The 25,135-nt window shown below is 73.2% G+C and carries 22 protein-coding genes; 11 read left to right on the forward strand and 11 right to left on the reverse strand.

Going from position 1 to position 25,135, the window contains the following annotated elements; translation table 11 throughout:
- Both ABZ340_RS17075 and ABZ340_RS17080 read right to left on the reverse strand, forming a co-directional pair.
- A partial coding sequence (locus ABZ340_RS17075; protein ID WP_358782566.1) for an arylamine N-acetyltransferase occupies nt 1–212 on the reverse strand: 212 nt, incomplete at its 3' end.
- A gap of 428 nt (nt 213–640) precedes the next feature.
- Nucleotides 641–1,921: an ROK family transcriptional regulator gene (locus tag ABZ340_RS17080; protein WP_358782567.1), complete on the reverse strand. Its 1,281-nt coding sequence runs from the start codon at nt 1,919–1,921 to the stop codon at nt 641–643.
- A gap of 345 nt (nt 1,922–2,266) precedes the next feature.
- Between ABZ340_RS17080 and ABZ340_RS17085 the strand changes: the two genes are divergently transcribed.
- From ABZ340_RS17085 to ABZ340_RS17105, 5 genes are read left to right on the forward strand one after another with little or no spacing between them, the layout of a single operon-like run.
- Nucleotides 2,267–3,946: an ABC transporter substrate-binding protein gene (locus ABZ340_RS17085; protein WP_358782568.1), complete on the forward strand. Its 1,680-nt coding sequence runs from the start codon at nt 2,267–2,269 to the stop codon at nt 3,944–3,946.
- 58 nt (nt 3,947–4,004) lie between these two features.
- Nucleotides 4,005–4,994 (forward strand): ABC transporter permease, encoded by a 990-nt coding sequence (locus ABZ340_RS17090; protein ID WP_358782569.1) that lies wholly within the window; start codon nt 4,005–4,007, stop codon nt 4,992–4,994.
- 15 nt (nt 4,995–5,009) lie between these two features.
- On the forward strand, nt 5,010–6,014 hold the full coding sequence (locus ABZ340_RS17095; RefSeq protein WP_358782570.1) for an ABC transporter permease: 1,005 nt from the start codon (nt 5,010–5,012) through the stop codon (nt 6,012–6,014).
- Entirely contained in the window at nt 6,011–6,982 is a 972-nt protein-coding gene (locus tag ABZ340_RS17100; protein ID WP_358782571.1) for an ABC transporter ATP-binding protein, read from the forward strand. Before ABZ340_RS17095 ends, ABZ340_RS17100 begins: the two co-directional genes overlap by 4 nt.
- Nucleotides 6,979–7,911, forward strand: a complete 933-nt coding sequence (locus ABZ340_RS17105; protein WP_358782572.1) for an ATP-binding cassette domain-containing protein — start codon at nt 6,979–6,981, stop codon at nt 7,909–7,911. Before ABZ340_RS17100 ends, ABZ340_RS17105 begins: the two co-directional genes overlap by 4 nt.
- A 60-nt stretch (nt 7,912–7,971) precedes the next feature.
- Here the strand turns inward: ABZ340_RS17105 and ABZ340_RS17110 are convergent, their stop codons facing one another.
- Nucleotides 7,972–10,155 (reverse strand): alpha-galactosidase, encoded by a 2,184-nt coding sequence (locus ABZ340_RS17110; RefSeq protein WP_358782573.1) that lies wholly within the window; start codon nt 10,153–10,155, stop codon nt 7,972–7,974.
- 156 nt (nt 10,156–10,311) lie between these two features.
- Here ABZ340_RS17110 and ABZ340_RS17115 point away from each other — a divergent pair, with 156 nt between their 5' ends.
- Nucleotides 10,312–12,795: a sugar-binding domain-containing protein gene (locus tag ABZ340_RS17115; RefSeq protein WP_358782574.1), complete on the forward strand. Its 2,484-nt coding sequence runs from the start codon at nt 10,312–10,314 to the stop codon at nt 12,793–12,795.
- Nucleotides 12,792–13,664, forward strand: coding sequence for a substrate-binding domain-containing protein (locus ABZ340_RS17120; RefSeq protein ID WP_358782575.1), 873 nt, complete (start codon nt 12,792–12,794; stop codon nt 13,662–13,664). Before ABZ340_RS17115 ends, ABZ340_RS17120 begins: the two co-directional genes overlap by 4 nt.
- Nucleotides 13,665–13,713: 49 nt before the next feature.
- Here ABZ340_RS17120 and ABZ340_RS17125 read toward each other — a convergent pair whose 3' ends face one another.
- Nucleotides 13,714–14,481: a class I SAM-dependent methyltransferase gene (locus ABZ340_RS17125; protein WP_358782576.1), complete on the reverse strand. Its 768-nt coding sequence runs from the start codon at nt 14,479–14,481 to the stop codon at nt 13,714–13,716.
- 97 nt (nt 14,482–14,578) lie between these two features.
- Here ABZ340_RS17125 and ABZ340_RS17130 point away from each other — a divergent pair, with 97 nt between their 5' ends.
- Nucleotides 14,579–14,770, forward strand: coding sequence for a hypothetical protein (locus tag ABZ340_RS17130; RefSeq protein ID WP_358782577.1), 192 nt, complete (start codon nt 14,579–14,581; stop codon nt 14,768–14,770).
- On the forward strand, nt 14,767–15,177 hold the full coding sequence (locus tag ABZ340_RS17135) for a VOC family protein (RefSeq protein ID WP_358782578.1): 411 nt from the start codon (nt 14,767–14,769) through the stop codon (nt 15,175–15,177). The genes ABZ340_RS17130 and ABZ340_RS17135 overlap by 4 nt, the downstream gene beginning before the upstream one ends.
- Nucleotides 15,178–15,297: 120 nt before the next feature.
- On the opposite strand, the gene ABZ340_RS17140 is transcribed toward ABZ340_RS17135, so the two are convergent.
- The 3 genes from ABZ340_RS17140 to ABZ340_RS17150 form a co-directional block, all read right to left on the reverse strand.
- Complete coding sequence (locus ABZ340_RS17140; protein ID WP_358782579.1) at nt 15,298–16,179, reverse strand: carbohydrate-binding protein; 882 nt, start codon at nt 16,177–16,179, stop codon at nt 15,298–15,300.
- Between the two features lie 256 nt (nt 16,180–16,435).
- Nucleotides 16,436–17,122 carry a response regulator transcription factor gene (locus tag ABZ340_RS17145; protein ID WP_358782649.1) on the reverse strand — a complete coding sequence of 229 codons (687 nt, stop codon included), beginning with the start codon at nt 17,120–17,122 and terminating at the stop codon, nt 16,436–16,438.
- Between the two features lie 103 nt (nt 17,123–17,225).
- Complete coding sequence (locus tag ABZ340_RS17150; RefSeq protein ID WP_358782580.1) at nt 17,226–19,085, reverse strand: histidine kinase; 1,860 nt, start codon at nt 19,083–19,085, stop codon at nt 17,226–17,228.
- A gap of 401 nt (nt 19,086–19,486) precedes the next feature.
- Here ABZ340_RS17150 and ABZ340_RS17155 point away from each other — a divergent pair, with 401 nt between their 5' ends.
- On the forward strand, nt 19,487–19,846 hold the full coding sequence (locus ABZ340_RS17155) for a peptidoglycan-binding domain-containing protein (protein WP_358782581.1): 360 nt from the start codon (nt 19,487–19,489) through the stop codon (nt 19,844–19,846).
- A gap of 204 nt (nt 19,847–20,050) precedes the next feature.
- Nucleotides 20,051–21,892 carry an ABC transporter ATP-binding protein gene (locus ABZ340_RS17160; protein ID WP_358782582.1) on the forward strand — a complete coding sequence of 614 codons (1,842 nt, stop codon included), beginning with the start codon at nt 20,051–20,053 and terminating at the stop codon, nt 21,890–21,892.
- Nucleotides 21,893–22,015: 123 nt separating this feature from the next.
- Here ABZ340_RS17160 and ABZ340_RS17165 read toward each other — a convergent pair whose 3' ends face one another.
- Genes ABZ340_RS17165 through ABZ340_RS17180 form a run of 4 tightly spaced genes read right to left on the reverse strand, consistent with a single transcriptional unit; the run spans nt 22,016 to nt 25,109 of the window.
- Nucleotides 22,016–22,807: an endo alpha-1,4 polygalactosaminidase gene (locus ABZ340_RS17165; protein ID WP_358782583.1), complete on the reverse strand. Its 792-nt coding sequence runs from the start codon at nt 22,805–22,807 to the stop codon at nt 22,016–22,018.
- On the reverse strand, nt 22,804–23,466 hold the full coding sequence (locus ABZ340_RS17170) for a spherulation-specific family 4 protein (protein WP_358782584.1): 663 nt from the start codon (nt 23,464–23,466) through the stop codon (nt 22,804–22,806). The genes ABZ340_RS17165 and ABZ340_RS17170 overlap by 4 nt, the downstream gene beginning before the upstream one ends.
- Entirely contained in the window at nt 23,463–24,389 is a 927-nt protein-coding gene (locus ABZ340_RS17175; protein WP_358782585.1) for an NAD(P)-dependent oxidoreductase, read from the reverse strand. The genes ABZ340_RS17170 and ABZ340_RS17175 overlap by 4 nt, the downstream gene beginning before the upstream one ends.
- A 6-nt stretch (nt 24,390–24,395) precedes the next feature.
- Nucleotides 24,396–25,109: a sugar phosphate nucleotidyltransferase gene (locus ABZ340_RS17180; RefSeq protein WP_358782586.1), complete on the reverse strand. Its 714-nt coding sequence runs from the start codon at nt 25,107–25,109 to the stop codon at nt 24,396–24,398.
- Nucleotides 25,110–25,135 lie beyond the last annotated feature (26 nt).

Here is a 25,135-nt window from a genome sequence, read left to right on the forward strand (position 1 = left end):
TTGAGGTGGAAGCAGTAGCCGCCGCGCCCGCGCAGGATCCGGGCCACGGATTCCGCCGCGCCGATGCCCGTCGGCCGTCCCAGTTGGTTGTCGAGAGTCTCGTAGGCGACCCGTTCCACCTGCGCCCGGTGCAGTGCCCACAGCGCTTCGGCGGTCGGGGCCGCCGGCCGGGCCACCCCCAGCACGGCCAGATATCCGTCGACGTCGATCATGCTCCCCCCTCACCGTTCGAACGGATGATCAGCCTGGTCGCCAGTACCGCCCGTCCTGCGCCCCGCCCGGCTCGGTCCGGCGGACCCGGAGGAGACCCGGCCTCGCCGGCCAGGGGAAACCCGCGCCGTGCGGGGATGCCGCCGATGCAGAGTGCCCCGTACCTCGCCCCTTGTGCCCCTTCTCGGCTGTTCCCCAGGTAGTGGTTCCCCTGCGGGGCTTTGCTGTGCCGCTCCCTGACATCGTCATCCAGAGGTAACTTCGGTCGTCGAACTTTTCGGGTTCGGGAGGGCGCGGCCGGCGTTCGGCGAAGGTTCGGCGCCTCGTCACGCGTGATGACGTGCCGGACCGGGTGCCGTCCGCCTGGTGGAAGGGACGCCGGACGGTGCCACCCCGCGACGTGGTGACCGGAGCGCGTCCCGGCGCCGCGTCACCGGCGTGCGCGGCCCGCCGCGGAACCCGCCCCGGCTTTGAGCTCGGGCTCCCGGAGGGCGCCGGAAAGGGAGAGCCCGCCCTGGCGCAGGGGTACCAGTTCGGCCCGCAGCACCATGGTCGCCGCCCCGATGGCGGGAGCGGTGGCGGCCGAGTCCGACAGCCGTACGGCCACCGGGTGCGCGGCGCGCGCGAAGAAGGTGCGGTCCAGCTCCTCCTGCACGACGGGCAGGTACACCGAACCGGCGACGGCCAGGCTCGGGCCCGTGAGCACCAGCGTCTCCAGGTCCATGATGTTGGCGAGCGCCCGTGTGGCGAGGGCGAGCCAGCGCGCGGAGTTCTCCAGCAGCTCCCGGGCGCCGCGGTCCCCGAGCCGGGCCGCCCGTGCCACGGCGGCGAAGTCGGCGGTCACCGAGGGCCGTTGCCCGCCCGGCCCCTGGGTCAGCCCGGCCGCACGCGAGACGCGCGCGTCGGCTCGCGCCTGTGTCACCACGGCGGCCGGGCCCGCGAGCGCTTCCGTGCACCCGCGCGCGCCGCACCAGCAGTCGGGCCCGTCCACGTCGAGGCACATGTGGCCGATCTCGCCGGCGTTGCCGCTCCGGCCGCGGTAGACGACACCGTCGATCATGAGACCGGCGCCGATGCCGGTCCCCATGTACACGGCGGCGAAGCTCGGGGTGCCGCGCACCACGCCGGACCAGTGCTCCCCGAGGGCCGCCGCGGTGGCGTCGTTCTCCAGGACGACCGGAAGGCCGGTGGCCTCCGCCAGCGCCCGGTCGAGGGGGAACTCCTCCCAGTGCCGCATCGTCGGAGGCGTCAGGCGCATGCCGCTGGCCGGAGTGAGCGGTCCGGGCGACACCAGGCCCAGGCCCAGGACCAGGTCCCGGCTGATGCCGACCCCCTGGATGAGCTTGTCCACCTCGTCGGCCATGCGGGCCACCACCACGGGGGGATTGTCGGTGCCCGCCCCGGCCCTGGACATCCGGGCCACCACCGAACCGCCGAGGTCGGTGAGCGCGTACGTGATGCCCGAGTGGTCGAGGTGGATGCCGACCGCGTAGCGGGAGCTCTCGTTGAGCGCCAGCAGGGTGCGCGGCTTGCCGCCGGTGGACTCGGCGCGGCCCACCTCGGTGACCAGGCCGTCGTCGATCAGGCGCCGCACCACGGTCGAGATCGTCGCCCCCGTGAAACCCGTCGCCTCGATCAGCCGCACCCGGCTGATGGTCCCGGCCGCCCTGATGACGTCCAGTACCGCGGCCCTGCTGGTCGCATGCGGCATGTCCCTTGCCGGCCCGCCCATCGATGTCCTTCCGGCGCCCAGGCAGGCGCTGCGTTTCGGCCGGAGTCCCCGGCATCGACCCAGTTTATTTGCACGACGAACATAGCAACGGACGAGGAGCGGGCAGTACTACCGCCCGTTGATCACGAGCCGCAGCACGGGGGCGGCCCCCGCCCGGTCCGGAGCCGTCGGCCGGCGAACCCGTCTCAAGTTCGGGCCGATGTGTTGACTTTCTTTCTTCGCCAGCTTAACAATCTCGCCACACAAGCGTGGTTCCCGGCCTCCATGAGGCGGCTCCGGGAGCCCCGGCCGTCCGGCAGGGACCGCCTCGGGAGAGTGGCCAATATGTCCAGGATTCGTCATGAGTGGCGCCGTATCGGCATCGCGGGGGCCGCGGCCCTCGGCCTCGTCCTCACGGGGTGCAGCTCCGGCGGCGGCGCCGGCGGCACCGGCTCCGAGACGCTGGTCGCCTACACGGGCCAGAGCGGCGACTACCAGATCAACTTCAACCCGTACTCGCCGACCGTGATCGACGGTCCGGGCACGATCTTCGAGCCGTTGTTCTTCTACAACATCGCGCGCAAGGACAAGCCCGAGCCGCGGCTGGGCACGGCGTTCTCCTGGAACAAGGAGGGCACCGAGCTCTCGGTCACCCTTCGCTCCGACGCCAAGTGGAGCGACGGGCGGAAGTTCACCGCGGACGACGTCGCCTTCACCTTCGACATGATCCGCAAGAACCCCGGCATGAACAGCACGGGGTACTCCGGCACCGCCACGGCCGTCGACGCCACCCATGTGAAGATCACCTTCGACAAGCCGTCCTTCAGCGAAGGCCCGCAGGTCCTCGGCAAGTTCTGGATCGTGCCGAAGCACATCTGGTCGAAGATCGCCAAGCCGACCGAGGACGTGATGAAGAACCCGGTGGGCACCGGGCCGTACAAGCTGGCCGAGTTCAAGCCGCAGGCGTTCACCCTGGAGGCGAACCCGGACTACTACGGGGGCGCCCCCGCGCTGAAGAAGGTCCGCTTCGTCGCGCTCTCCGGCAACCAGTCGGGCGCCGACGCCCTCAAGGCCGGCCAGATCGACTGGCAGACCGGGCCCGTCCCCGACATCGAGAACGTCGAGAAGAACTACCCGGGCTACAAGGCCGTCACGGTCCCGATGAACCAGGTCGCCCTCTTCACCTGCGCCAGCACCGACCTCGGCTGCTCGGGACCGCAGACCGACCCGGCGGTGCGCAAGGCGATCTACTACGCGATGGACCGCACCCAGCTCAACGCGCTGGCCTTCGAGAACACCGCCAGCGAGATATCACCGGGCTTCGCCCTGCCCGGACGCGACAAGGCGCTGGTGTCGGCCAGGCTCACGGACCGCATCGCGCCGATGCAGCCGCAGACGGACAAGGCCGCCCGCCTGCTCCAGGACGCCGGCTACACCAAGGGCTCCGACGGCATCTACGCCAAGAACGGCAAGAAGCTGGCCCTCACGGTGAAGGTCGTCTCCGGATGGACCGACTACATCACCGCGGTCACCACGCTCGCGGAGCAGCTGAAGAAGGCGGGCATCGAGCTCACCGTGCAGCAGTCGTCCTGGAACGAGTGGTCCGACGCCCGCGGCCGCGGCCAGTACCAGCTGCTGATGGACTCGCTGTACCAGGGACCGGCCCCCGACCCCTACTACCTCTACAGCTACTTCTTCTCCTCCAGGACCACCGCCCGCGTCGGCGAGAACGCCAACCCCAACTACGCGCGGTTCAAGGACACCGAGGTGGACGCCGCCCTCGACGCCCTCAAGGCCACGGCCCCGGAGGACACCGCCGCCCGGCAGCCGCACTACGACACCATCCAGACCGAGATCGAGAAGTCGATGCCGTACATCCCGGTCCTCACCGGCGGCACCACGAGCGAGTTCAACGCGAGCAAGTTCACCGGGTGGCCGACCCGGGACAACCTCTACGCGTTCCCGGCCGTCTGGAGCCGGCCCGACAACTCCCAGGTCTTCCTGCACCTCAAGCCCGCCACATGAGGGAAGCGGACATGACCAAGCCCGTCGAGGAGGAGCGCAGCATGATCGGCAGCGGCCGATGAGGTACTACGCCCGCAAGCTCGGTTTCTATCTCGTCGCCCTGTGGGCGGCCGTCACCCTGAACTTCTTCATCCCCAGGATGATGCCGGGGAACCCGGTGGACATCCTGATGGCGAAGCTGCAGCAGCGCGGCGGCACGGTCGACCCGTCGGTCCGCAGGTCCTACGAGCTCCTCCTCGGGGCCGACCGGAGCGAGTCGCTCGCCCAGCAGTACTTCTCCTACCTGGGGAACATGCTGCGGGGTGATTTCGGCGTCTCGGTCAGCGCGTACCCCGCCAAGGTGTCGGACGTGATCGGGCAGTCCCTGCCCTGGACCATCGTCCTGATCGGACTGGCGACGCTGATCTCCTTCGTCCTCGGCCTCGTCCTCGGGACCCTGGTGGGCTGGAAACGCGGCACCTGGCTGGACTCGGTCATCCCGGGCACCACGGTGCTGGCGGCCGTGCCCTACTTCTGGCTGGCCCTGATCCTGGCGGCCCTGCTCTCCTCCACCCTGCACTGGTTCCCGCTGCTCGGCGGATACGACGTCTCCCTGTCCATGGGCTGGAACCGGCCGTTCATCTCCTCGGCCGTCCACCACGGCGTCCTGCCGGCGCTCACCATCGTGATCTCCTCCGTGGGCGGATGGCTGCTGGGCATGCGCAACATGATGGTGTCCACCGCGGCCGAGGACTACATCCTCACGGCACGCGCCAAGGGCCTGCGGGGCAGCCGCATCATGATCCGCTACGCCGCGCGCAACGCGGCGCTGCCCTCGGTCGCGGGGTTCGCCACCTCCCTGGGCTTCGTGGTGTCCGGATCGGTGATGACCGAGCAGGTCTTCTCCTATCCCGGCATCGGCGGCCGGCTGCTGCAGGCGGTCGAGAACAACGACTACGCATTGATGCAGGGCATCTTCCTGGTCATCACCGTCGCGGTCCTGGGCGCCAATCTGCTCGTGGATCTGCTCTACGGGCTGATCGACCCCCGCACCCGAGCGGGCAACTGAGCGGAAGGACCATCCGTGACGAGTGTCATCCCTCCCTCCAGCGGGCTGGAGGACCTGCCGCCCGGTGCCGAGGCCGGTGCCGCGCCCGCACCCTCCGCCACCCGGCGGACCGGCTGGCGCGCCATGCTGCCGGCCTGGTCGACGAAGCTGGCCGTCGGCCTCGGCCTGGTGGCCGCCATCGCGCTGTTCGGCCTCGTCGGACCGGTGTTCGCCGGCGATCCGGACACCGTCCGCAACATCGGCCTCACCGCACCGAACGGTGACCACTGGCTGGGCACCACCCAGACCGGCCAGGACGTGCTCGACCAGCTCACCCACGCCACGCGGGGATCGCTGCAGATCGGCCTGCTCGTCGGCGTCATGGCCACGGTCCTGTCCGCCGTGTTCGGTGTGATCGGCGGCTACCTCGGCGGCGTCGTCGACGAGGCGTTCTCGCTGTTCTCCAACGTCATGCTGGTCATCCCCGGCCTTCCGCTGGTGATCGTCATCTCGGGGTTCGTCCCCGCCGACCAGCGCGGATCGTGGACCATCGCCCTCGTCCTGGCCGTCACCGGCTGGGCCGCGGCGGCGCGCGTCCTGCGTGCCCAGACCCTCTCCCTGCGCAACCGCGACTACGTGGCCGCGGCGAGGGTCGCCGGGGAGAAGCCCTGGCGCGTGGTCTGCGTGGAGATCCTGCCCAACCTGCTGCCGGTGCTGGCCTCGCAGTTCGTCTTCTCGGTGATCGCCGCCATCCTCAGCGAGGCGGGCCTGTCCTTCCTCGGCCTGGGCGCCTCCCACTCCTCCACGCTGGGCACCATGCTGTACTTCGCGCAGAACGGCTTCGCGCTCCAGCGGGAGGCGTGGTGGTGGTTTGTGCCGCCCGGCCTGATCATCGCCGCCTTCGGATGCGGGCTCGCCCTCATCAACCTCAGCCTCGACGAGATCATCAACCCGCGCCTGCGCCGGCCCGGCCGCAAGCGCTCCGCGCGGGCCACCTCCGGGAGCAGCCGGAAGCACGCCGTCAGGAGTACCGCCGCATGACCGAGAATCCGTCGTCGACATCCGCAACGGCAGCCGGGACGGGCACCCGGGAAGCGGTGCTGACGGTGCGGGACCTGAACGTCGTGTACCGGAGCGACCCGCCCGTGCATGCCGTCAAGGACGTCTCCCTCACGCTCCACCGGGGCGAGATCCTCGGCCTGGCCGGCGAGTCCGGCTGCGGCAAGAGCACCCTCGCCTACGCCGTCAACCGCCTCCACGACCGGTCCGCCGAAGTCACCTCCGGATCGGTCACCTTCCACGACCGTGACGGCCGGGACCTCGACCTGCTCGCCCTGCCCGCCGAGCAACTGCGCAGGTTCCGTTGGGCGAAGCTGTCCATGGTGTTCCAGGGCGCGATGAACGCCCTCAACCCGGTCACCTCCGTACGGGCGCAGCTGGAGGACGTGCTCACCACGCACCGCCCCGGCATGTCCAGGCGGGAACGCAGGGCGCGCTGCGCCGAGGTACTGGAACTCGTCGGTGTCGAACCCCGCCGGATGGACTCCTTCCCGCACGAGCTCTCCGGCGGCATGCGGCAGCGCGTGATGATCGCCATGGCCCTGCTGCTCGACCCCCAGGTCATGATCATGGACGAGCCCACCACCGCCCTCGACGTGCTGGTGCAGCGCGGCATCCTGCGCGAGATCCTCCGGCTGCGCGACGAACTCGGGTTCGCCGTCGTCTTCATCACCCACGACCTGCCCCTGCTGCTCGAACTGAGCGACCGCATCGCGGTGATGCTGCGGGGCGAGATCGTCGAGTACGACACCGCCGAGACGATCCACCGGCAGCCGCGCCACCCCTACACCCGGCGGCTGCTGGACTCCTTCCCGAGCCTGACGGGAGACCGCGGGGCCTTCCTGCGCGACGGCACGCCGGCCGCCCGGGAGACCGCGCCCGGCGCGGCGCCCGCCGGCCCCGGCACGGCCGGCCAAGACCAAGTCCGTTCCCCCAGGGGTGCCCGATGACCACGCTGGAAGTACGCGATCTCGTCAAGGAGTTCACGCTCAGGTCCGGGCTGCGCCGCACCCGGCTGCGGGCCGTCCACCGGGTCGGCTTCACGCTGCTGCCGGGCCGCACGGTCGCCCTCGTCGGGGCTTCCGGATCGGGCAAGTCCACCGTCGCCCGTATGATCGCCCGCCTGGAGAAGCCCACGTCCGGCACCATCGCCGCCGTCGGCCCGGACGGGGCGCGGGTCGACGACCGCCACTACCGGGACCATGTGCAGATGGTCTTCCAGGACCCGTTCGCCTCCCTCAACCCCTTCCACAGCATCGAACACCACCTGGCCCGGCCCCTGGTGCTGCACGGGCGGGCGAAAGGACGCGAACAGGTCCGGGAGCGGGCGGCGCAGCTCCTGGAGCGCGTGAACCTCCCCGCCGGCCTCGTGGACCGGCGCCCGCACGAACTCTCGGGCGGCCAGCGCCAGCGCGTCGCCATCGCCCGTGCCCTCGCGCCCGGAGCACAGGTGATCGTCGCCGACGAGCCCGTCTCCATGCTGGACGTGTCGAGCCGCCTCGGCGTCCTCAACCTCCTGGCCAGGCTGCAGCGGGAGGACGATCTCGCGGTGCTCTACATCACCCACGACCTGGCCACCGCACGGCACTTCTCCGACAGCATCCTCGTGATGAACCGCGGGCGGATCGTCGAGCGCGGCCCGGCCGACGACGTCATCCTCGACCCGCAGCATCCCTACACCCAGGCCCTGGCCGCCGCCGCCCCCGACCCCGAACTGCGCGGCCGGCTGCGCTCGGCGGAGCCCGAACCGAAGGCGGACTCCGACCGCGACCACCTCACGTACGACCACGACGCCCGGCGGTGGATCGACACCGACACCGAGTCCGGTGCCCTCGGCACCACGGCGCTCGCGCCGCCCACGGGGGCGGCCCACCGATGACGGCCCGGGGCCCGCCGGCACGCGGCCGGCGGGCCCCGGGCCCTTGCGGTCCGGCGGGGGCTACACGCGCGTCGCCCTCAGCAGGACCAGTCGCTCCGGATACAGCACGGGCGCCTGCAGCCCGGCCTCCGCCAGCACGGAGCCGGGCAGTTCGACGCCCTCCTCGCTCCACCAGGGAAGGCGGATGCCCCAGTGGTGCGCGATGCCGTCCGGCACGTCGCCCGGGGCCTGCGGACGCACCCGGTAGACGGCGTGCGGGTCCAGACCGGGCAGCCGCACCGGGCCGGTGGGGCAGACCTCGGACGTGCCGTCGGCGACCAGCGCGTAGACCGCCTCGGACCCGTCCTCGGCGACCACTCCGTGCACCTGGAGGGCCGGGTCGGCGTGGTCGCCGTGGACCGCGGTCCCCGAGTGCAGCAGCGGCCGCAGTTCCTTGTACAGGGCCACCCACCGCGCCAGCCGGTCCAGTTCCTCCGGTGCGGCGGAGGTCAGGTCCCATTCGATGCCGAAGTGACCGAACAGCGCGGTCCCGGCCCGGAAGTCGAGCGGGTGGCTGCGCCCGGTGGTGTGGGACACGGGCGAGCCGACGTGCGTGCCCATCAGCTCCAGCGGGACGAGGACGTTGGTCCACCGCTGGATCTGCTGCCGCTCCAGGGCGTCGATGCAGTCGGACACCCACACCCGGTCCGTACGCTCCAGGATGCCGAGGTCCACCCGGCCGCCGCCCGAGGAGCAGGACTCGATCTCCACGCCGGGGTGCAGGGAACGCAGTTCGTCCAGCAGCCGGTAGACGGCCAGGGTCTGGTCGTGCACGCCGGCCCGCCCCCCGGGCTGGTGCCCGGCCTCGACGAGGTCGCGGTTGTGGTCCCACTTCAGGTAGGAGACGGGGTAGGTGGTCAGCAGGTCGTCCAGCCGCCGGAGAATGTATGTGTACGCCTCGGGACGGGCCAGGTCCAGGACCTGCTGGTGGCGGGCGGCGCCGGGCAGCCGGCCGCCGGTGGCCATGATCCAGTCGGGGTGCGCGCGGGCCAGGCCGGAGTCCTCGTTGACCATCTCCGGCTCCACCCAGAGCCCGAACTCCATGCCGAGCCCGGTGACATGGTCGGTCAGCGGGCCGAGCCCCTCGGGCCAGACCTCGTCGGAGACGTACCAGTCGCCGAGCGCCCGGCGGTCGTCACGGCGCGCGCCGAACCAGCCGTCGTCCAGGACGAACCGCTCCGCGCCCACCGCGGCCGCCGCGTCCGCGAGCCGCTTGAGCCGGTCCAGGTCCTGGTCGAAGTAGACCGCCTCCCAGGTGTTGACGATCACGGGCCGGGGCGAGGACGGGTGGTGCGGGCGGGCCCGCAGGTGGCGGTGGAAACGGGCGGACACCTCGTCCAGGCCGCGCCCGTACGCGCCGTACTGCCAGGGCGTGGAGTAGCTCTCGCCCGGCCCGAGCGACACCTCGCCGGAGAGCAGCAGTTCGGCGGAGCCGAGCAGCGCGACGGAGTGGTAGGTGCGCTCGGCGAAGGTGCGGTGGTTGCCCGACCAGGCCGTGTGCACGGCCCACACCTCGCCGCCGCGGTTGCCGAAGCCCCGGGTGCCGGCCGCGAGCAGGTACGCCGCGTCGAAGCCGGTGCGGCCCCTGCGGTTCTCACGGACCCGCAGCCCCTGGGTGAAGGCGGTGCGCTGCGGGCTGCGTTCGCGCAGGTGGTGGCCGGTGAAGTCGAGCAGCTCCACGGCGGCGGCCGGAACGGGCAGGGTGAGGCTGACCGCGTCCACGGCGAACGGGGTGTCCGCGAGGTTGGCCACGGTGGCGCGCTGGCGCACCAGCCCTTCGGGGGTCAGCTCGACGGTCAGCGTCAGGCCGAGGGCCGCCGCCGCGTCGCGCGCGTGCACGACGACGGTGCCGTGGCGGTCGCCGCCGGTGCTCTCGCCGACGGAGAGTTCGGTCCGGGTGACGCGGAAGGCGGATGAGAAGTCCGCGCCGCCGCGGTTGCCGGCCAGCCCCGGAGTGCCGAGCCAGCCCGCCGACTGCTCGGGCAGCACGGAGACCTCGACGGGGTGGTCGACGGAGAAGCCGACCGGCTGGCGCAGCGACGCCAGCCGCAGCGCGTGGAGGTGGGCCGCGGACAGGTCTCCCAGGTCGGCCCCCCAGTGCACGACGCGCGGGAGGGTGCCCCCCGACAGGTCCAGGACCACAGCGGCGCCCGCGGCGCGCAGATATACCAGCTCAGGCGTGGAGGTGAGGGAATCGGCTGACACAGTGGCGCTTCCTCGGAGTGGACGTTCATGTGTCGTTGACTTACTTAATTCAGCGACGTAACAATGCTCGCGAGCCTAACGGCCTCGTCCGGAAGACACCAGGGTCCAGCGATGACGGATGTCCCGGCCGCAGGCTTCGATCCGACGGGAGTGAACATGGCGCGTACGACCCTGCACGAGGGCTGGCTGCTGAGCGCGACCCGTGGCCCGGTGCCGGACGCCGTCCGCGGGCGCACGGTGCGGGCCACGGTGCCCGGCAGTGTGCATCTGGACCTGATGGCCGCGGGCCTCATCCCCGACCCCTACCTCGACCGCGCCGAGGAGGAACTGGTCTGGATGCACCGCACCGACTGGCGGTACCGCCTCACCTTCGAGGCCAAGGCCGCGCGGGCGGGGGAGCGCGTGGACCTGGTCTTCGACGGCCTGGACACCGTCGCGGCCGTCACCCTCAACGGCCGGCCGGTCGGCACCACCGCCAACATGCACCGCGGCTACCGCTTCGACGTCCGCCCCCACCTCGTCGACGGCGCCAACGACCTCACCGTGGACTTCGCCTCCGCCCTCCGGTACGCCGAGGAGACGGAAGCGGCGCTCGGCCGCCGCGCGCACGTCTACCCCCACCCGTTCAACATGGTGCGCAAGATGGCGTGCAGCTTCGGCTGGGACTGGGGCCCCGACCTGCAGACCGCCGGCATCTGGAAGCCCGTCCGCCTGGAACGCTGGCACACGGCACGGCTCGACCGCGTCCGGCCCCTGGTGAGCGTCGAACCCGACGGCACCGGAGTGGTGGAGGTGCACGCGGACGTCGAACGGGCCGCGCCCGACGGGCCGGAACTGGTGCTCACCGCCGAGGCCGGCGGAAGCCGGGCGCGCGCCGTGCTCGCCGCCGGCGACACCACCGCCGTACTCCGGCTCACCGTGCCCGACGCCAGGCTGTGGTGGCCCGCCGGCTACGGCGACCAGCCCCTGTACGACCTCCACGTCGCCCTCGCCACGGCCGAGGGGCACGACGATCCCCTGGACACCGCCGACCGGCGCGTGGGCTTCAGGAACATCACCGTCGACACCACGCCCGACGAGACCGGCACCCCCTTCACCTTCGTCGTCAACGGCACCCGCGTCTTCGCCAAGGGCGCCAACTGGATCCCCGACGACCACTTCCTGACCCGGATCACCCGCGAACGCCTCGAACGCCGCGTCGACCAGGCGCTCGCCGCCCACATGAACATGCTGCGCGTCTGGGGCGGCGGCATCTACGAGACCGACGACTTCTACGACGTGTGCGACGAACGCGGCATGCTCGTCTGGCAGGACTTCCCCTTCGCCTGCGCCGCCTACCCCGAGGAGGAGCCGCTGCGGGGCGAGATCGAGGCCGAGGCGCGCGAGAACGTCGCCCGGCTGGCCGGACACCCGAGCCTGGCCCTGTGGAACGGCGGCAACGAGAACCTCTGGGGCTACGCCGACTGGGGCTGGCCCGAGCAACTGGCCGGCCGCACCTGGGGCCTGGGCTACTACACCGGCCTGCTGCCGCGGATCGTCGCCGAACTCGACCCGACGACGCCCTACGCCGACGGCAGCCCCTACACCCCCGGCGCCCCGGCCGGCGGCACCCACCCCAACGACGAGGACCACGGCACGCGCCACGAGTGGGAGGTGTGGAACCGGCTCGACTACACCGCCTACCGCGACCACGTCCCGCGCTTCTGCTCCGAGTTCGGCTTCCAGGGGCCGCCGACCTGGGCCACCCTGACCCGCTGGATCCACGACGAGCCGCTCGGCCCCACCTCGCCCGCCTTCCTGCTCCACCAGAAGGCGGAGGACGGGAACGGCAAGCTGGACCGCGGCATGGCCCCGCACCTGCCCGCCCCGCGCTCCTTCACCGACTGGCACTGGGCCACGCAGCTCAACCAGGCCCGCGCCGTCGCCTTCGGCGTCGAGCACTTCCGCTCCTGGTGGCCCCGGACCGCCGGCACGCTGGTGTGGCAGCTCAACGACTGCTGGCCCGTCACCTCCTGGGCGGCCGTCGACAGCGACGAGCGCCCCAAGCCGCTGTGGTACGCGCTGCGCAGGGCCTACGCCCCGCGCATGCTGACCTTCCAGCCCCGCCGGGGCAGGCTCGCCGTCGCCGCGGTCAACGACACCGACGAGACCTGGACCGGCCGCCTGTCGCTCGACCGCCAGACGCTCCAGGGCGTCGTCCTGGCCGGTGCTAAAGTCGACCTCCGGGTGGGCCCCCGTTCGGTCGTGCTCGTGGAACCGGACGACGCGCTGCTCACACCGGACGAGGTCAGGCAGGAGGTGCTCGTGGCGTCCTCGGAGGACGTACGCGCCGTCCACACCTTCTGTGAGGACCGGGACCTCGCCTACCGGCCCGACGCGCTGAGCGCGCAGGCGCACGCGGTGCCGGGCGGCTACCGCGTCGACGTACGGGCCGCCTCCTTCGCCCGCGACATCGCCGTCCTGGCCGACCACGTCGCCCCCGACGCCGTCGTCGACGACATGCTCGTCACCCTGCTGCCGGGCGAGACCCACACCTTCCACGTCCGCACCGGCCGGACCCTCGACCCCGCTGTCCTGACCGCCGCGCCCGTGCTGCGCTCCGTGAACAGCCTCTGCCACGCGACACCGGAGATCGGATGACCCCTGCCCACCGCGACCGCTCCCAGCCGGGCGCCCTGGGCCTCGTCCTCGCGCGCTCGACCCGCCTGCTCGGCGTGGAGCCCTTCTTCATGGAGTTCATCACCGGCATGGAGGAGCGCCTGGTGACACGCGACATGTCGGTGCTGCTCCACGTCGTCCCGACGTACGAGGAGGAGATCGCCGCCTATCGCCGGTGGGCCGAAGGGGGCCTGGTCGACGCGGTGGCCGTGGTCAACCTCACCGAGGGCGACCGCAGGCCGGCCGTCCTGCGCGAGCTGGGGCTGCCGGCGGTCCTCGTCGGCACCTGGCGGGACGACCCCGGACTGCCGGCGGTGCGCACCGACGACGGCGGCCCCGTCCGCGACGCCGTGGCCCGGCTCGCGGAACTCGGGCACCGCGTCGTCGCCCGCGTCGCGGGACCGCGGTCGCTGCTGCACACCCGGGCCCGCACCGCGGCCCAGGAGGAGGCGTGCCGGCAGGCGGGCATCGAGGCGGTGGTCGTCGACGGCGACTACACGGCCGAGTGCGGGGCCCGGCTCACCGCCGAACTCCTCGAACGGACCCCCCGGCCCACGGCGATCCTCTACGACAACGACGTGATGGCGGTCGCCGGACTGGCCACGGCCAAGGAGCTGGGCCTGGAGGTTCCCGCCGATCTGTCGCTGATCGCCTGGGACGACTCCACCCTGTGCCGGCTGGCCTCACCGCCGCTGACGACCATGACCGTCGACGTCCACCGCTTCGGCGTACTGGTCGCCGAAGCCGCCCTGGACCGCATCGACGGGCGGCCCGCCACGGAGCGCTGGTCCCCGACGGCCCACTTCGTGCAACGCGGGACGACGGGCCCCGCGCCCGCCCGGGCGGAGTGACGAACCGGCCGTACGGTACGGGACAGGCCGTCACCCCGTCGGGTCCGTGTCAGTCCGTCAGCCGGGCCTTCCAGATCTCCTCGCTGGGCCATTGACGGGCCCACTCGGCGGAGACTTCCGGGTAGTCCCGGTGCGCGGGCCGGGGTGCCTGGATCTCGATCAGGTCCTCGATGACGAAGCCGCAGGACCGGAGCAGACGGAGCATCTCGCCGTGCGGCAGGACGAACTCCACGCGATTTCCCCGGTCCAGCCGGCCCAGGCCGAAGTGCGGGCGGGACAGGGTGGCGGACGCCGGTCCCTCGGGCGGTGCGCACAGCGCGAACAGGGGGGAGTAGCGCATGAACACCAGGAGGCCGCCGGGAACGAGGAGCCGGGCGGCCTCCGGGATCCACTGGTAGGGGTCGCACCACAACGAGGCGCCGTACTCGCTGATCGCCAGATCGAACGTGTCGTCGGCGCAGGGCACCGCCTCGGCCTTGCCCAGGACGAGGGGGAAGCCGATGCCGAACTCCGCCTGCATCGCGCGAGCCGTGGCGAGCTGTTTCTCCGAGAGGTCGACCCCGACCGGACGGGCCCCCGCTCTGGCCAGCCAGGCGGAGACGTAGGCGGTACCGCACCCCAGCTCGATGGCGGACATCCCGGCCAGATCGTCGGGAAGCGCGCGGACCCGCGACTCGGGGGTGGCCCACAGTCCCCAGCGGGGTTCCGTCTGCGACCAGTGGCCGCGGGCGAGCGGTCCGTGCCACGCGGCCGCCTCGTCGTCCCAGTAGCGTCGGTTCCGCTCGGCATGGTCCGCACGGCCGTCACGAGCAGTCATGGAGGCATTCGACCGAAGGCGTCGCCGGTCCCGCAACGGAATTACGGGCCCTCGCACGGGGATCGTCTCGGAGGCCGGGCCGGGCCGGTGGGGTGTGGTGGCCGGGCCACCACCCGAGGCGGGGAGAAGCGCGCCGGCCGGCCCTCGCGAGGCCGGGGCCGTCGCGTCGCGCCATGCCCGCAACCCCCGGCTCGCCGAGCTGTACGCTGCCCGGGTGCCGTTCCACGAGCGGCTGCGCGCCCGTCACATCGCCGCGGTCCCCGCCACCGGCGAGGAGGAGAACGCATGACCAGCCGCTTCGAACAGCTCGTCGTGGACTGCCACGAGCCTCGCCGGCTCGCGCGGTTCTGGTGCGCCGTACTCGACTACACCGTGCACGAAGACCGCGACGGCGCCCTCGTCGAGATCGGCCCCGCCGGCCTCCCCTCATTGGCCGAACTGCGTGCCCGGGCCGTCGCCCCCCAGATCCTCTTCATCCGCGACGACGCCCGCAAGACCGCGAAGAACCGGCTGCACATCGACGTGTGCCCCATCGACTCCGACCAGCAGACGGAGATCGAGCGGATCCTCGCGCTCGGCGCACGCCGCGTCGACATCGGTACGGGCGAGGGGGCGAGCTGGGTGGTGCTCGCCGACCCGGAGGGCAACGAGTTCTGCGTGCTGCGCAGCCTCGCCCCCGGGCACTACGCGGAATGACACCCCGAGATGCCCGGGGCACCGGGATGGCCGAGAGGCCCGCGACGGCACATCACCCGGCCCTCCCGGCCGGCCGAACCGCCCGGACCGGTCAGCGGCGCCCCCTCGCGGGCCGGGGAGTCACACGCGGCGCCACAGGGCGGGGACGTTGGGCGGTTCCCAGCCCGCCACGGAGGTGTGGGCCTGCAGGCAGCGGTAGGCGGCACCGCCGTACGTGACCTGGGCGCCCACGGCGTAGGAGCGGCCGGGCGCCCAGGTGCCGCCCGGCGGGTCGGTGGGCGGGTCGGTGGGCTCGCCCAGCACGTCGAGCACGAAGTCGAAGGTGGCCTCCTTGCCGCCGCCGGCGTCGCGGACGTTCATCAGCAGCGCCGGGTCGAACAGGGCGTCCGTGGCGTTGCGCGGCTCGCCGGGGAAGTAGAGCTGCGTGGTGAGCACGGGCCGGCCGGGTGCCTGGGCCTTGACGTGGATGTGCCGGGTGCGGCCCGGGTAGAGACCGGGCACGATCGTCCGCAGGACGAACGCGCCGGAGGCGTCGGTGAACTGGTGTCCCCGCAAGGTGTATCCGGCCATGTCGTAGGCGCCGGCGTTGTCGGCCTGCCAGAAGTCGAGCAGGACGCCGGAGAGCGGGACGCAGTTCCGGCCGAAGACGTAGCCGCTGACGGTCAGCGCGGTGCCGGGGGTCCCCGACGTCACGAGACTGGTGCGCCTCGGGGAGTTCGGCTTGAAGTAGGGGCCCTCCATCTGGTCGGGCGTGGGGTCGTCGCCGTCGTCGCAGCTGGGCGTCGGCGCGAGGGACCGCTTCCGGGAGCCGGCGTTTCCGGCGTCGGCGTCCCCGGCGAGCGCCGCCGCGCCCGTGGCGAGCAACGGGATGGCGGCGCCGGCGGCGACGGCCGCCCTGAGCACGTTCTTGCGGCTGACCGGGCGGTCGGCTCCGGCACCGGATGCGTCGGGGGTACCGGATTCATCGGAGGTACCGGATCCATCGGGCGGGAAAGGAGTCATGGCGGGTCCTCGGTCTCCTCGGTGGGGCGGAAAGACGGGATGTGCCTGACACGGAGCGCGCCCGCCACGCGGGCGGACCGGTTGCTCGTCCCCCGGTCCTCGACGGGCGGACTCCGCCGGTGATCGCCCGTCAACGTAACCGCCCCGGCCGCCCCGCGGGGAGGTCCCGCCCCGCCCCCTGCACGGCGTTATGGAAGGCGGCGGCGGGAGGCCGTGGAAGACCGGAGGGGAAGGAACCGCCCCGCCCGCCGGCCCCTCAGGGCGGGCACGCGTACCCGCCGGGCTCCGGCCCCCGCCCCGGCCGGGGGCGGGCGAGCCAGGTGAGCACGGCCAGGACGCGGCGGTGGACGCTGAGGTCGGGCTCCAAGCCCAGCTTGGTGAAGACGCTGCGGATATGGGTCTCCAGCGTCTTGGGGGTGATGTGCAGGCGCGTGGCGATCGCCTCGTTGGAGCGTCCCTCGGCCATGAGGGACAGCACCTGACGCTCGCGGTCCGTCAGAGCGCCGAGCGTGTCGTCCGTACGGCGCCGTCCCATCAGCCGCTCGACGACCGCCGGATCGAGCACCGACTCGCCCTGGCCGACGCGCTTGAGGGCGTCGTGGAGCGCTTCGGCGTCGGTGACGCGTTCCTTGAGGAGGTAGCCGAACCCCCGGCCGTCACGGGCCATGGCCTCGACCGGTCCGCTCGTCTCGATGTACTGGGACAGCAGCAGCACCCCCGTGCCGGGGTGGCGCCGGCGGACGGCGGCGGCGGCGCGGATGCCCTCGTCGGTGTGGGTCGGGGGCATGCGGATGTCGAGCATGACCACGTCGGGCCGTTCGGCGGCCACCAGGCCCAGCAGGTCTTCGGCGTCGCCCGCCTGGGCGACGACCCGGATGCCCAGGTCCTCCAGCAGTCGCGCCAGTCCCTGCCGCAGCAGGGCCGAGTCCTCGACGACGATCACGCGCACGGCACCTCCCTCACCTCCGGTTCCTTCCGCTCCCGGCACGCGGCCGGGCACGGTACGCCGCTCCTTTGCCCGGTCCGCCCGCGGGCGTGCCCGTGCCTCACCCGCACGGCAGCTCCGCGTGGACCCGGGTGCCCCCGCCCGCCGGGGAGTCGACCCGCAGGACGCCCCCCGTCGCCGCCACCCGGTCGGCCAGCGCGCGCAGGCCGCTCCCGGCCGACGGGTCGGCGCCGCCCGCGCCGTCGTCGGCGACCCGGACGACCAGCCGGTCACCCTGCCTGCGCGTCTCCACGGTGACGGCCCGCGCCTGAGCGTGCTTGGCGGCGTTGGTCAGGGCTTCGCAGATCACGTAGTACGCCGTGGTCTCGGTGAGCGCCGGGTACCGGCCGGGTTCGACCATCACCACGACCGGTACGGACGCCTGCTCGGCCAGGGCGTCGACGGCCGGCCCCAGACCGCCTCGGGTGAGCACGGCCGGGTGCAGGCCGTGGGCCAGGTCCCGGAGCTCCGCCAGGGCCGTCCGCAGGGTGCGCTCGGCCTCGGTCACGGCCGCCCGCAGCAGCGGCTCGTCCCCGGGCCGGCCCGCCGCACGGCTCAGCGTCATGAGCGCGAACACCAGACGGGCCTGGGCGCCGTCGTGCAGCGCCCGTTCCAGGCGGTGGCGCTCCTCGTCCGCGGCGCGCAGCAGACGGGCCTGGAGGGCGCGGGTCCGGGCGGTGCTGCGGCCGGCGTCCCGCACGAGCCGGGTGTTGTGCAGGCACAGGGCGACCGACGCGGCCACGGAGGCCAGGAGGCCGGGGTCGTCGCACAGCGCACGGTCGTGCACCAGGACGGCCGCCGGGGCGGACGCCGGTCCGACGGCCGTCACCGCCACGTCGGGAGACCCGTCCGCGCGGACCGTGCCGCCGTCCGTCCGTACGCCGTCCGCGCGGGTGGTGACGCGCAGCGGCCGGCCGTCGGGATCGACGTAGGGGGTGTCCGGCCGGCCGGAGGGCAGGCCGAGCCGCAGGGCCGGATCGCCCAGTACCTCCCGCAGGACGGTCTGGAGGCGGTGGGCGGTGGGGGCGGGACCGGCCGCGATCACGAGGTTGCCGACGACCGCGCGGCGCAGGCGGGTACGGAGCAGGCCCACCAGGAAGGCCACCGGAACGGCCGCCTGCGCCGCGTCCGACAGCAGGACCGGCAGCAGCTCGCTGCCCTGGAGGAGACCGGGGGCGACCACGTGGAGGACCTCCCAGCCGGCGAAGGCCGCGAGGAGGGCGAGCGGCACGCCGGAGGGGAGCAGCAGCCGGCGGTACGCGGGACTGCTCAGCCGCCACCGGGAGGCCAGGAGCACGGCGACGCACAGGGTGAGCAGGACGCCCGCCCACCGGTAGAACAGGTCCACGGCGGTGAAGAGCTGGAGGTCGCGGACCACCAGCAGGGCGTTGCGGCGGCAGCCGTCGCACAGCAGGTACGTGCTGTCCGCGGCACCGGCACCGGCCGGGTCGTAGAGCAGCGCCCGCACCAGCCCTCCCACCAGTACGAGGGCGTACCCGGCGCCGACCACGAGCCGTTCGCGCCGGGCGGTCACCCTGCCCTCGGGGAAGGCGAGCAGCAGATGGCCGAGGACGGCGAGGTTCAGGGCCTCGCCCCAGGCGCCGAGCCCGACGAGCAGGGGCCGGCCGAAACCCTGCAGGTTGCCGATGAACCAGGTCAGCCCTTCCGCGAGCATCAGCCGGCCGGTGCGGTTCGCCGGGCGGCGCCACCATGCGACCAGCCCGGCCGCCGCGTACGTCCAGCCCACCAGCAGGTCGCGGGCGACCTCGCCGGGGCCGCCGCCGGCCCGCGCGTACCCCCAGGCGCCGCACACCCCGACGGCGAGCGCGGCCACCGCCCACGCGAGGAGCACGAGGGTGCGGCGCGGGGACTGCGAGGCGTGACGCGTACCGGGCGAAGCCGCCGCGGCCGTACGCTCCATGACCTCCCCGTCCGTCTTCCGAGCGGTGTGCGCCGGGCCGTTCGGCCGCGGGCCGCCGGTGAGCGGCCCGTCTTCCGGACGGCGCGGGTCCCCACCGGCGGAACCCCCGGGAGAGACCGGGGCCATGGTCGCAGAGTGACGGGTTCCGTGACCACAGCCCGGCCGCGCCACCGCCCGCCCCCTCCTCTCCCGTCCCCGTCCCTTCCCGGCACATCTCAGGGTCTGCCCCGAGGTGCGCGCGGCGGGTTCCGCCTAACGTCTCGTTCCGGCGGCGCACCCCGGTCCGCGGCACCGGGCGGTCCGGGGCGCGAAGACCGCCGTACGGAACGAACGGACCACGTCCGCAGGAAAGTCCGGCCCCGTCCCCGTCGCGCGGGGACGATCCCACGAAGGAGAACCGCATGCGTGTCACCCGTCATCTCGTGACCGCCGGAGCCGCTCTCGCGCTGGCGTCCGGAGGGCTGATGTTCGGAGCCTCCTCGGCGAGCGCGGAGAGCCTGTGCAACTACATCTCCGACTCCTCCCGCCCGTACGTCTACCCCGACGACGAGGGCGCGGCGGTCAAGCAGGTCCAGTGTCTGATCAACAACTACAGCGACTACCCGGAGTGGCTGACGGTCGACGGCGACTACGGCAACGCCACCTACCGGGCCGTGACCTACGTCCAGCGCTGCAACGGCACCACCGGGGGCGCGGACGGCATCGTCGGCCCGAGCACCTGGTACCGCCTCTACACCCCCAAGGCGAGCTGCGCGATCTGACCTCCGGCCGCGGGCGGCCGGGGGGCGTCCGCGGCCGGGCCGGCCGGGAAGACGGAGCGGGGAACCGCCTTCCCGGCCGGGCACCCGGCGTCCTCGCGAGCGGACGCGGCCCCGGTGTCCGGTTCTCGTCGGTCTGCGGTAAATGCCTGGACCGAGAGCCTCCCCTGACGGGACACTTCCGGCTTCCGAACCTCCGGGAGTGTGATGGGGACGACAGACACGCGAGGGCCGGCGCCGGGCAGGAGCGCGGTGGTCCTGGCACTGCGCCACTACGGCCGGGAACTGCTGCGACTACGACGGCCGGCCCTGCCCGCGCTGCTGCTGCCGGCCGTGGGCAACATCGGCATCCGCTACGTCGCCCCCCTGCTGATCGCCAAACTGGCGGGGCAGGCCGCCGGCGACGGCGGTCTCACCCTCGCCTCGGCGCTGCCGTACGTGCTGGGCTTCGGAGGGACGCTGCTGCTCGCCGAGGCCGTGTGGCGGATCGGGCAGCACTGCCTGAACCGCGTGGAAGCCCTCGGCATGGAACACCTGTACGTGAGCGGCATGGACGAACTCCTCGCCAAGGACGCGGCGTTCTTCCACGACAACTTCGCCGGCTCCCTGACCAAACGGGTGCTGAGCTACGGCAAGCGCTTCGAGGACGTCGTCGACACGGTGACGTACCGGATCGTGGGCAGCCTCGTCCCTCTGGTGTTCGGCGCCGTGGTGCTGTGGAGCTACGAACCGATGCTCGTCGCCGGTCTTCTCGCGATGATCGCGCTGACCGCGGTGGCCGCGACACCGCTGATCCGTCGCCGGCAGCGGCTCGTCAGCGACCGCGAGGCGGCGATCGCCCGGGTCTCCGGCCACGTCGCCGACAGCCTCGCGAACATGGAGACCGTCCGGGCGTTCGCGGCCGAGCGGCGGGAGGCCGGCGAACACCGCAGCCGTGTCGCGGAATCCCGGCGCCTGACGCTGAAATCGTGGGACTACGGCAATCTGCGCGTCGACACCCTGATCGCTCCCATGTCCGTGCTGACCAACGTGCTGGGTCTGCTGGCCGTCATCGCCTTCGGCGGCCCGGACCAGGGAGTGGAGGAGATCGTCGTCGCGTTCACCTACTACTCCAACGCGACCCAGATCATGTTCGAGTTCAACCAGATCTACCGGCGTCTGGAAAGCTCGGTGACCGAGGCCGCGCAGTTCACGGAGCTGCTGCTGGATCCGCCCACCGTGCTCGACCCGGCCGACCCCGAACCGCTCGCACCGCGGGACACCGGCATCCGCTTCGAGGCGGTGACCTTCGCCCACGCGGGCGCGAAGCCGATTTTCCAGGGGCTCGACCTGGACGTGCCCGCAGGCGCACGGATCGGTCTGGTCGGCAGGTCCGGCGGCGGCAAGACCACGCTCACCCGGCTCCTGCTGCGGATGTCGGACATCGACGGCGGACGCATCCTGATCGGTGGCCAGGACATCGGCCGGCTGCGCCAGGCCGACCTGCGCTCACTGATCGCCTACGTCCCGCAGGAACCCGCCATGTTCCACCGCAGCCTGCGGGACAACATCGCCTTCGCCCGGCCCGGCGCCACCGACGAGGAGATCCGCGCGGCGGCCGCGGCCGCGCACGTCACGGAGTTCGCCGACCAGCTCCCCGACGGCTTCGCCACCTTGGTGGGGGAGCGAGGGGTCAAACTCTCGGGAGGCCAGCGCCAGCGCGTCGCCCTCGCCAGGGCCATCCTGCGCGACGCCCCGGTCCTGCTGCTCGACGAGGCGACCAGCGCGCTGGACTCGGAGAGCGAGCTCCTCGTCCAGGACGCCCTGTGGCGGTTGATGGACGGACGCACGGCCCTCGTGGTCGCCCACCGCCTGAGCACCGTCGCCGGCATGGACCGCCTCGTCGTCCTCGACCGCGGCAGCGTCGTCGAGCAGGGCACCCACGAGGAACTGCTCGCGGCGGACGGCGCCTACGCCAAGCTGTGGCAGCACCAGTCGGGCGGCTTCCTCGGCGAGAGCGCCGGGGAGGAGGAGCGATCCCTCTCGTTCGATCAGGAGGGCGTTTCGTGAGAGCGGCGCGGAACACCGGCGTCGGTGAGCCGTCGTGGCCGGCCACCGCCGGAGCCGGGGTGTTCCCCGGGCCGGGACCGGGCGTGCTCCGCGAGCCGGGACCGGGTGTGCTCCGCGGGCCGGTCAGCAGGGCTCGCGCCAGGCGTCCAGTTCCGGCTTCTTGAGCATCGACGACAGCCGCAGCTTCCGGGCCAGAGGGCAGAAGCCGGCGGTGGGCCGCGCGTACTCCACGTGGAAGACCGCCTTGCCCGCCGCGACGAACGGTTCGAGCAGGGCGCACTCGCCGTACTGCGCGCACTCCTCGTTGACCGCGAAGTCGAAGTCGTCCACCAGGTCCGGGATCTGGGGCAGGTCGTTCTTGAGGCCCACGGCCAGGCCGCGCTCGTGCGCGATCTCCGCGATCATGCGGTTGTAGCGGAGCTGGTCGCGGGCCGTGAGGGGGAAGCCGGTGTCGTGGGCGTAGCCCTCGACCAGGTCCGGTTCCACCGCGTCGAACCCCTTGTCCCGGCACATGTCGAACCGGCGCTCCATGACGGGCCGCAGCGCCCGCACCCGGCGGATGTCCAGCCAGCGCTCGCCCCGCCAGCCGTTGGGCCCGCCCAGCGCCGAGCGGGGGAAGGCGTCCCGGTCGGGTCGGAAGTCCTCCCAGGCGCCGACGTTGACGTAGCAGATCACCTTGCGCCCGTCCCGGTGCAGGCGGGCGACGTCCGAGGCGCTGCTCTCGAAGCCGTCGATGTCGTAGACGGGCACGTCGACGGAGGGGTCGACCCGGCCGTCGAGCTGCCACTGCCAGGCCAGCCCGGGACGCGGCCGCCACCACGTGCCGCCGGCCTCGGAACCCTCGCCGCCGGAGCACGCGGTGAGGCCCGCCACCAGGGACAGGGCGGCCACCACGGCCACCGCGAGCCGCCTCACCGCTCCGCCTCGGCCAGCGCGGGGGTCAGCCGGGACCAGGGGTTGGGCGGCTCGCCCGTCACCGGCCCGCACACGGCCGCGCCCCGCTCGCGCGCGGTCCGCACGGCGAGCGGCACGAGCGGCTCGGGCACCCCGTAGACCAGGTGGCACAGCCGCTCGGGCGGGTGCCGGGCGGCCCACGCGGGGCGGCTGAACGCCGACACGTACAGGGACCAGGGGCCTTCGAAGGTGACGGTCAGATCGGCGAGCCGCGCGTAGCCGGGAGCGGGGTGGACCCCCGGGTTGAGGACGACGGGCGCGGCACCGAGGCGGCGCACGGACCGCACCAGGCGGCGGCAGGCCGGCAGCCCGTCCGGCGCGGCGGTCACCCGGTCCAGGAAGCAGCCGTCCACGCCGTACCACTCCCGGTGCCTGCGCAGATCGGCGACGGCCTCGGCCGGGTCCCGCGCGCCGTAGTCCGTGTCGACGTAACCGAGCAGCCGGGCCCCCGCCGAGCGCAGCGCCCCGGCGGCGGCGGCGAACGCCGGGTCCGGGCGGTCGCCGGGCCCGCTGGCGGGGTTGAGCACGACGGCGTAGGTGCGCGCGGCACGGGTGATCAGCCGGTGCCACGCGGCGGGGTCCTCGGCCGGGTGGACGTACAGCGGGATCAGCAGGCTCACCGTGCCGCCGCCCCTTCGGGGCCGGGGGACCGCGCGCCCGCGGCCGCCCACAGGGCCGCCAGCGACGCCTCCAGGGAGCGCGCCGGCCGCCAGCCGAGCGCGTCGCGGGCGGCGGTGACGTCCGAGCACTGCCAGGAGACGTCGGCGGACCGCGCGGAGCCGCCCGCGGCCTCCTCCACGATCCGGCCCCGGAACCCGGCCGCGTCCGCCAGCGTCCGCACCAGGTCCCGGACCGGGACCGCCCGGCCGCCGCCGATGTTGAGGACCGGCGGCAGCGGCCCCGGCGCGGTGACCGCCTGCGCCACCGCCTCCGCCACGTCGCGTACGTCCACGAAGTCGCGGTACGCGGACAGGTCCCCGAGCCGCAGTACCGCCTCCGGGCCGCGCCCGGCGTCCGCGAGCAGCGCGGCGACCCGGCCGGGCAGCCCCGTGCGCGGAGCCCCGGGACCCACCGGATTGCCCACCCGCAGCACCACCGCGTCCAGCCCCGACGCGGTCACCGCCACCGTGCCCGCCAGCTTGGTCGCGCCGTACGGGCCGGCCGGAGCGGTCGCCCCGGACTCGGTCACCGGCCGGCCGGGCGTGCCGGGCCCGTACTCGGCGGCCGAACCCAGGTGCACCAGGCGGGCCCGGGGAGCGGCCTCGCGCAGCGCCGCGCACAGCACGGCGGGCCCCCGGGCGTTCACCTCCGCCAGGGTGACGGCGTCACCGCCGGTCGCGCCCGCGCAGTTGACGACGGCGGCGGGCGCGATGCGGGCCAGCGCGGACACGAGCTCCCGAGGCCGGTCGCGGGCGAGGTCGGCGGTGACGTCGGCGGCGGGGGAGCGGCCGCCGAGGGACAGCCGCGCGCCCGGCAGGGCCCGCAGCCGTTCGACGACATGGCCGCCCAGGTAACCGGAGGCGCCGAGGACGAGGATGCGCATGGGCGGTCAGGCTCCCTTGAGCAGCAGCGACTTGCGGCTGGTGAACTCCGCGTTGGCCCGGTCGTAGTCGTCGGGGCGGCCGATGTCCAGCCAGTAGCCGTCGAACTCGTAGGCGTGCGGCGGCCGCTGGGCGGCGAGCAGGTCGAGCACCAGCTCGTCGAAGCCCAGCGGCAGCCCGGGCGTGTAGCCGTCGAGGGTGGCGCGGGAGACGCCGTAGACCCCCATGGACACCCGGTAGTCGATGCTGGGCTTCTCGGTGAAGGCGACGACCCGGCTCTCGTCGGTGGTCAGCACCCCGAAGTCGATGTGCACCTTGCGGGCGTAGGTCGCGATGGTCAGCGGCGCGCCCGACGCCTCGTGCCGGCGCAGCACGTCGGCGTAGTCCAGGTCGGTGAGCACGTCGCCGTTCATCACGAGGAAGTGCTCCGGCAGGCGCTCGCGCAGGGTGAGCAGCGGGCCCATGGTGCCCAGCGGGTTCTCCTCGGTGGCGTAGTCGATGCTCATGCCCCACTGGGAGCCGTCGCCGACGTAGGCGCGGATGATCTCGCCGAGGTGGCCGATGGCGAGGGTGCAGTGGGTGAAACCGGCCGTGGACAGCTGCCGCAGCACGATCTCCAGGATGGCGTGCTGGTCGCCGATGGGCACCAGCGGCTTGGGCAGCGCGGTGGTGTACGGCCGCAGCCGGACGCCTTTTCCTCCGGCAAGGATGACTGCGTGCATGGCTTACCTCCTGCGGTGCGTGCCGG

The organism is Streptomyces sp. NPDC006134 (genome assembly GCF_040628835.1).
Classification (GTDB): Bacteria; Actinomycetota; Actinomycetes; order Streptomycetales; family Streptomycetaceae; genus Streptomyces.

Coding starts and splice junctions, on each gene's coding strand:
- ABZ340_RS17135 (WP_358782578.1), top strand. CDS start 14,767: ATGACCAGCCGCTTCGAACAGCTCGTCGTGGACTGCCACGAGCCTCGC.
- ABZ340_RS17115 (WP_358782574.1), top strand. CDS start 10,312: ATGGCGCGTACGACCCTGCACGAGGGCTGGCTGCTGAGCGCGACCCGT.
- ABZ340_RS17105 (WP_358782572.1), top strand. CDS start 6,979: ATGACCACGCTGGAAGTACGCGATCTCGTCAAGGAGTTCACGCTCAGG.
- ABZ340_RS17125 (WP_358782576.1), bottom strand. CDS start 14,481: ATGACTGCTCGTGACGGCCGTGCGGACCATGCCGAGCGGAACCGACGC.
- ABZ340_RS17140 (WP_358782579.1), bottom strand. CDS start 16,179: ATGACTCCTTTCCCGCCCGATGGATCCGGTACCTCCGATGAATCCGGT.
- ABZ340_RS17155 (WP_358782581.1), top strand. CDS start 19,487: ATGCGTGTCACCCGTCATCTCGTGACCGCCGGAGCCGCTCTCGCGCTG.
- ABZ340_RS17085 (WP_358782568.1), top strand. CDS start 2,267: ATGTCCAGGATTCGTCATGAGTGGCGCCGTATCGGCATCGCGGGGGCC.
- ABZ340_RS17150 (WP_358782580.1), bottom strand. CDS start 19,085: ATGGAGCGTACGGCCGCGGCGGCTTCGCCCGGTACGCGTCACGCCTCG.
- ABZ340_RS17160 (WP_358782582.1), top strand. CDS start 20,051: ATGGGGACGACAGACACGCGAGGGCCGGCGCCGGGCAGGAGCGCGGTG.
- ABZ340_RS17090 (WP_358782569.1), top strand. CDS start 4,005: ATGAGGTACTACGCCCGCAAGCTCGGTTTCTATCTCGTCGCCCTGTGG.
- ABZ340_RS17175 (WP_358782585.1), bottom strand. CDS start 24,389: ATGCGCATCCTCGTCCTCGGCGCCTCCGGTTACCTGGGCGGCCATGTC.
- ABZ340_RS17180 (WP_358782586.1), bottom strand. CDS start 25,109: ATGCACGCAGTCATCCTTGCCGGAGGAAAAGGCGTCCGGCTGCGGCCG.
- ABZ340_RS17080 (WP_358782567.1), bottom strand. CDS start 1,921: ATGCCGCATGCGACCAGCAGGGCCGCGGTACTGGACGTCATCAGGGCG.
- ABZ340_RS17100 (WP_358782571.1), top strand. CDS start 6,011: ATGACCGAGAATCCGTCGTCGACATCCGCAACGGCAGCCGGGACGGGC.
- ABZ340_RS17120 (WP_358782575.1), top strand. CDS start 12,792: ATGACCCCTGCCCACCGCGACCGCTCCCAGCCGGGCGCCCTGGGCCTC.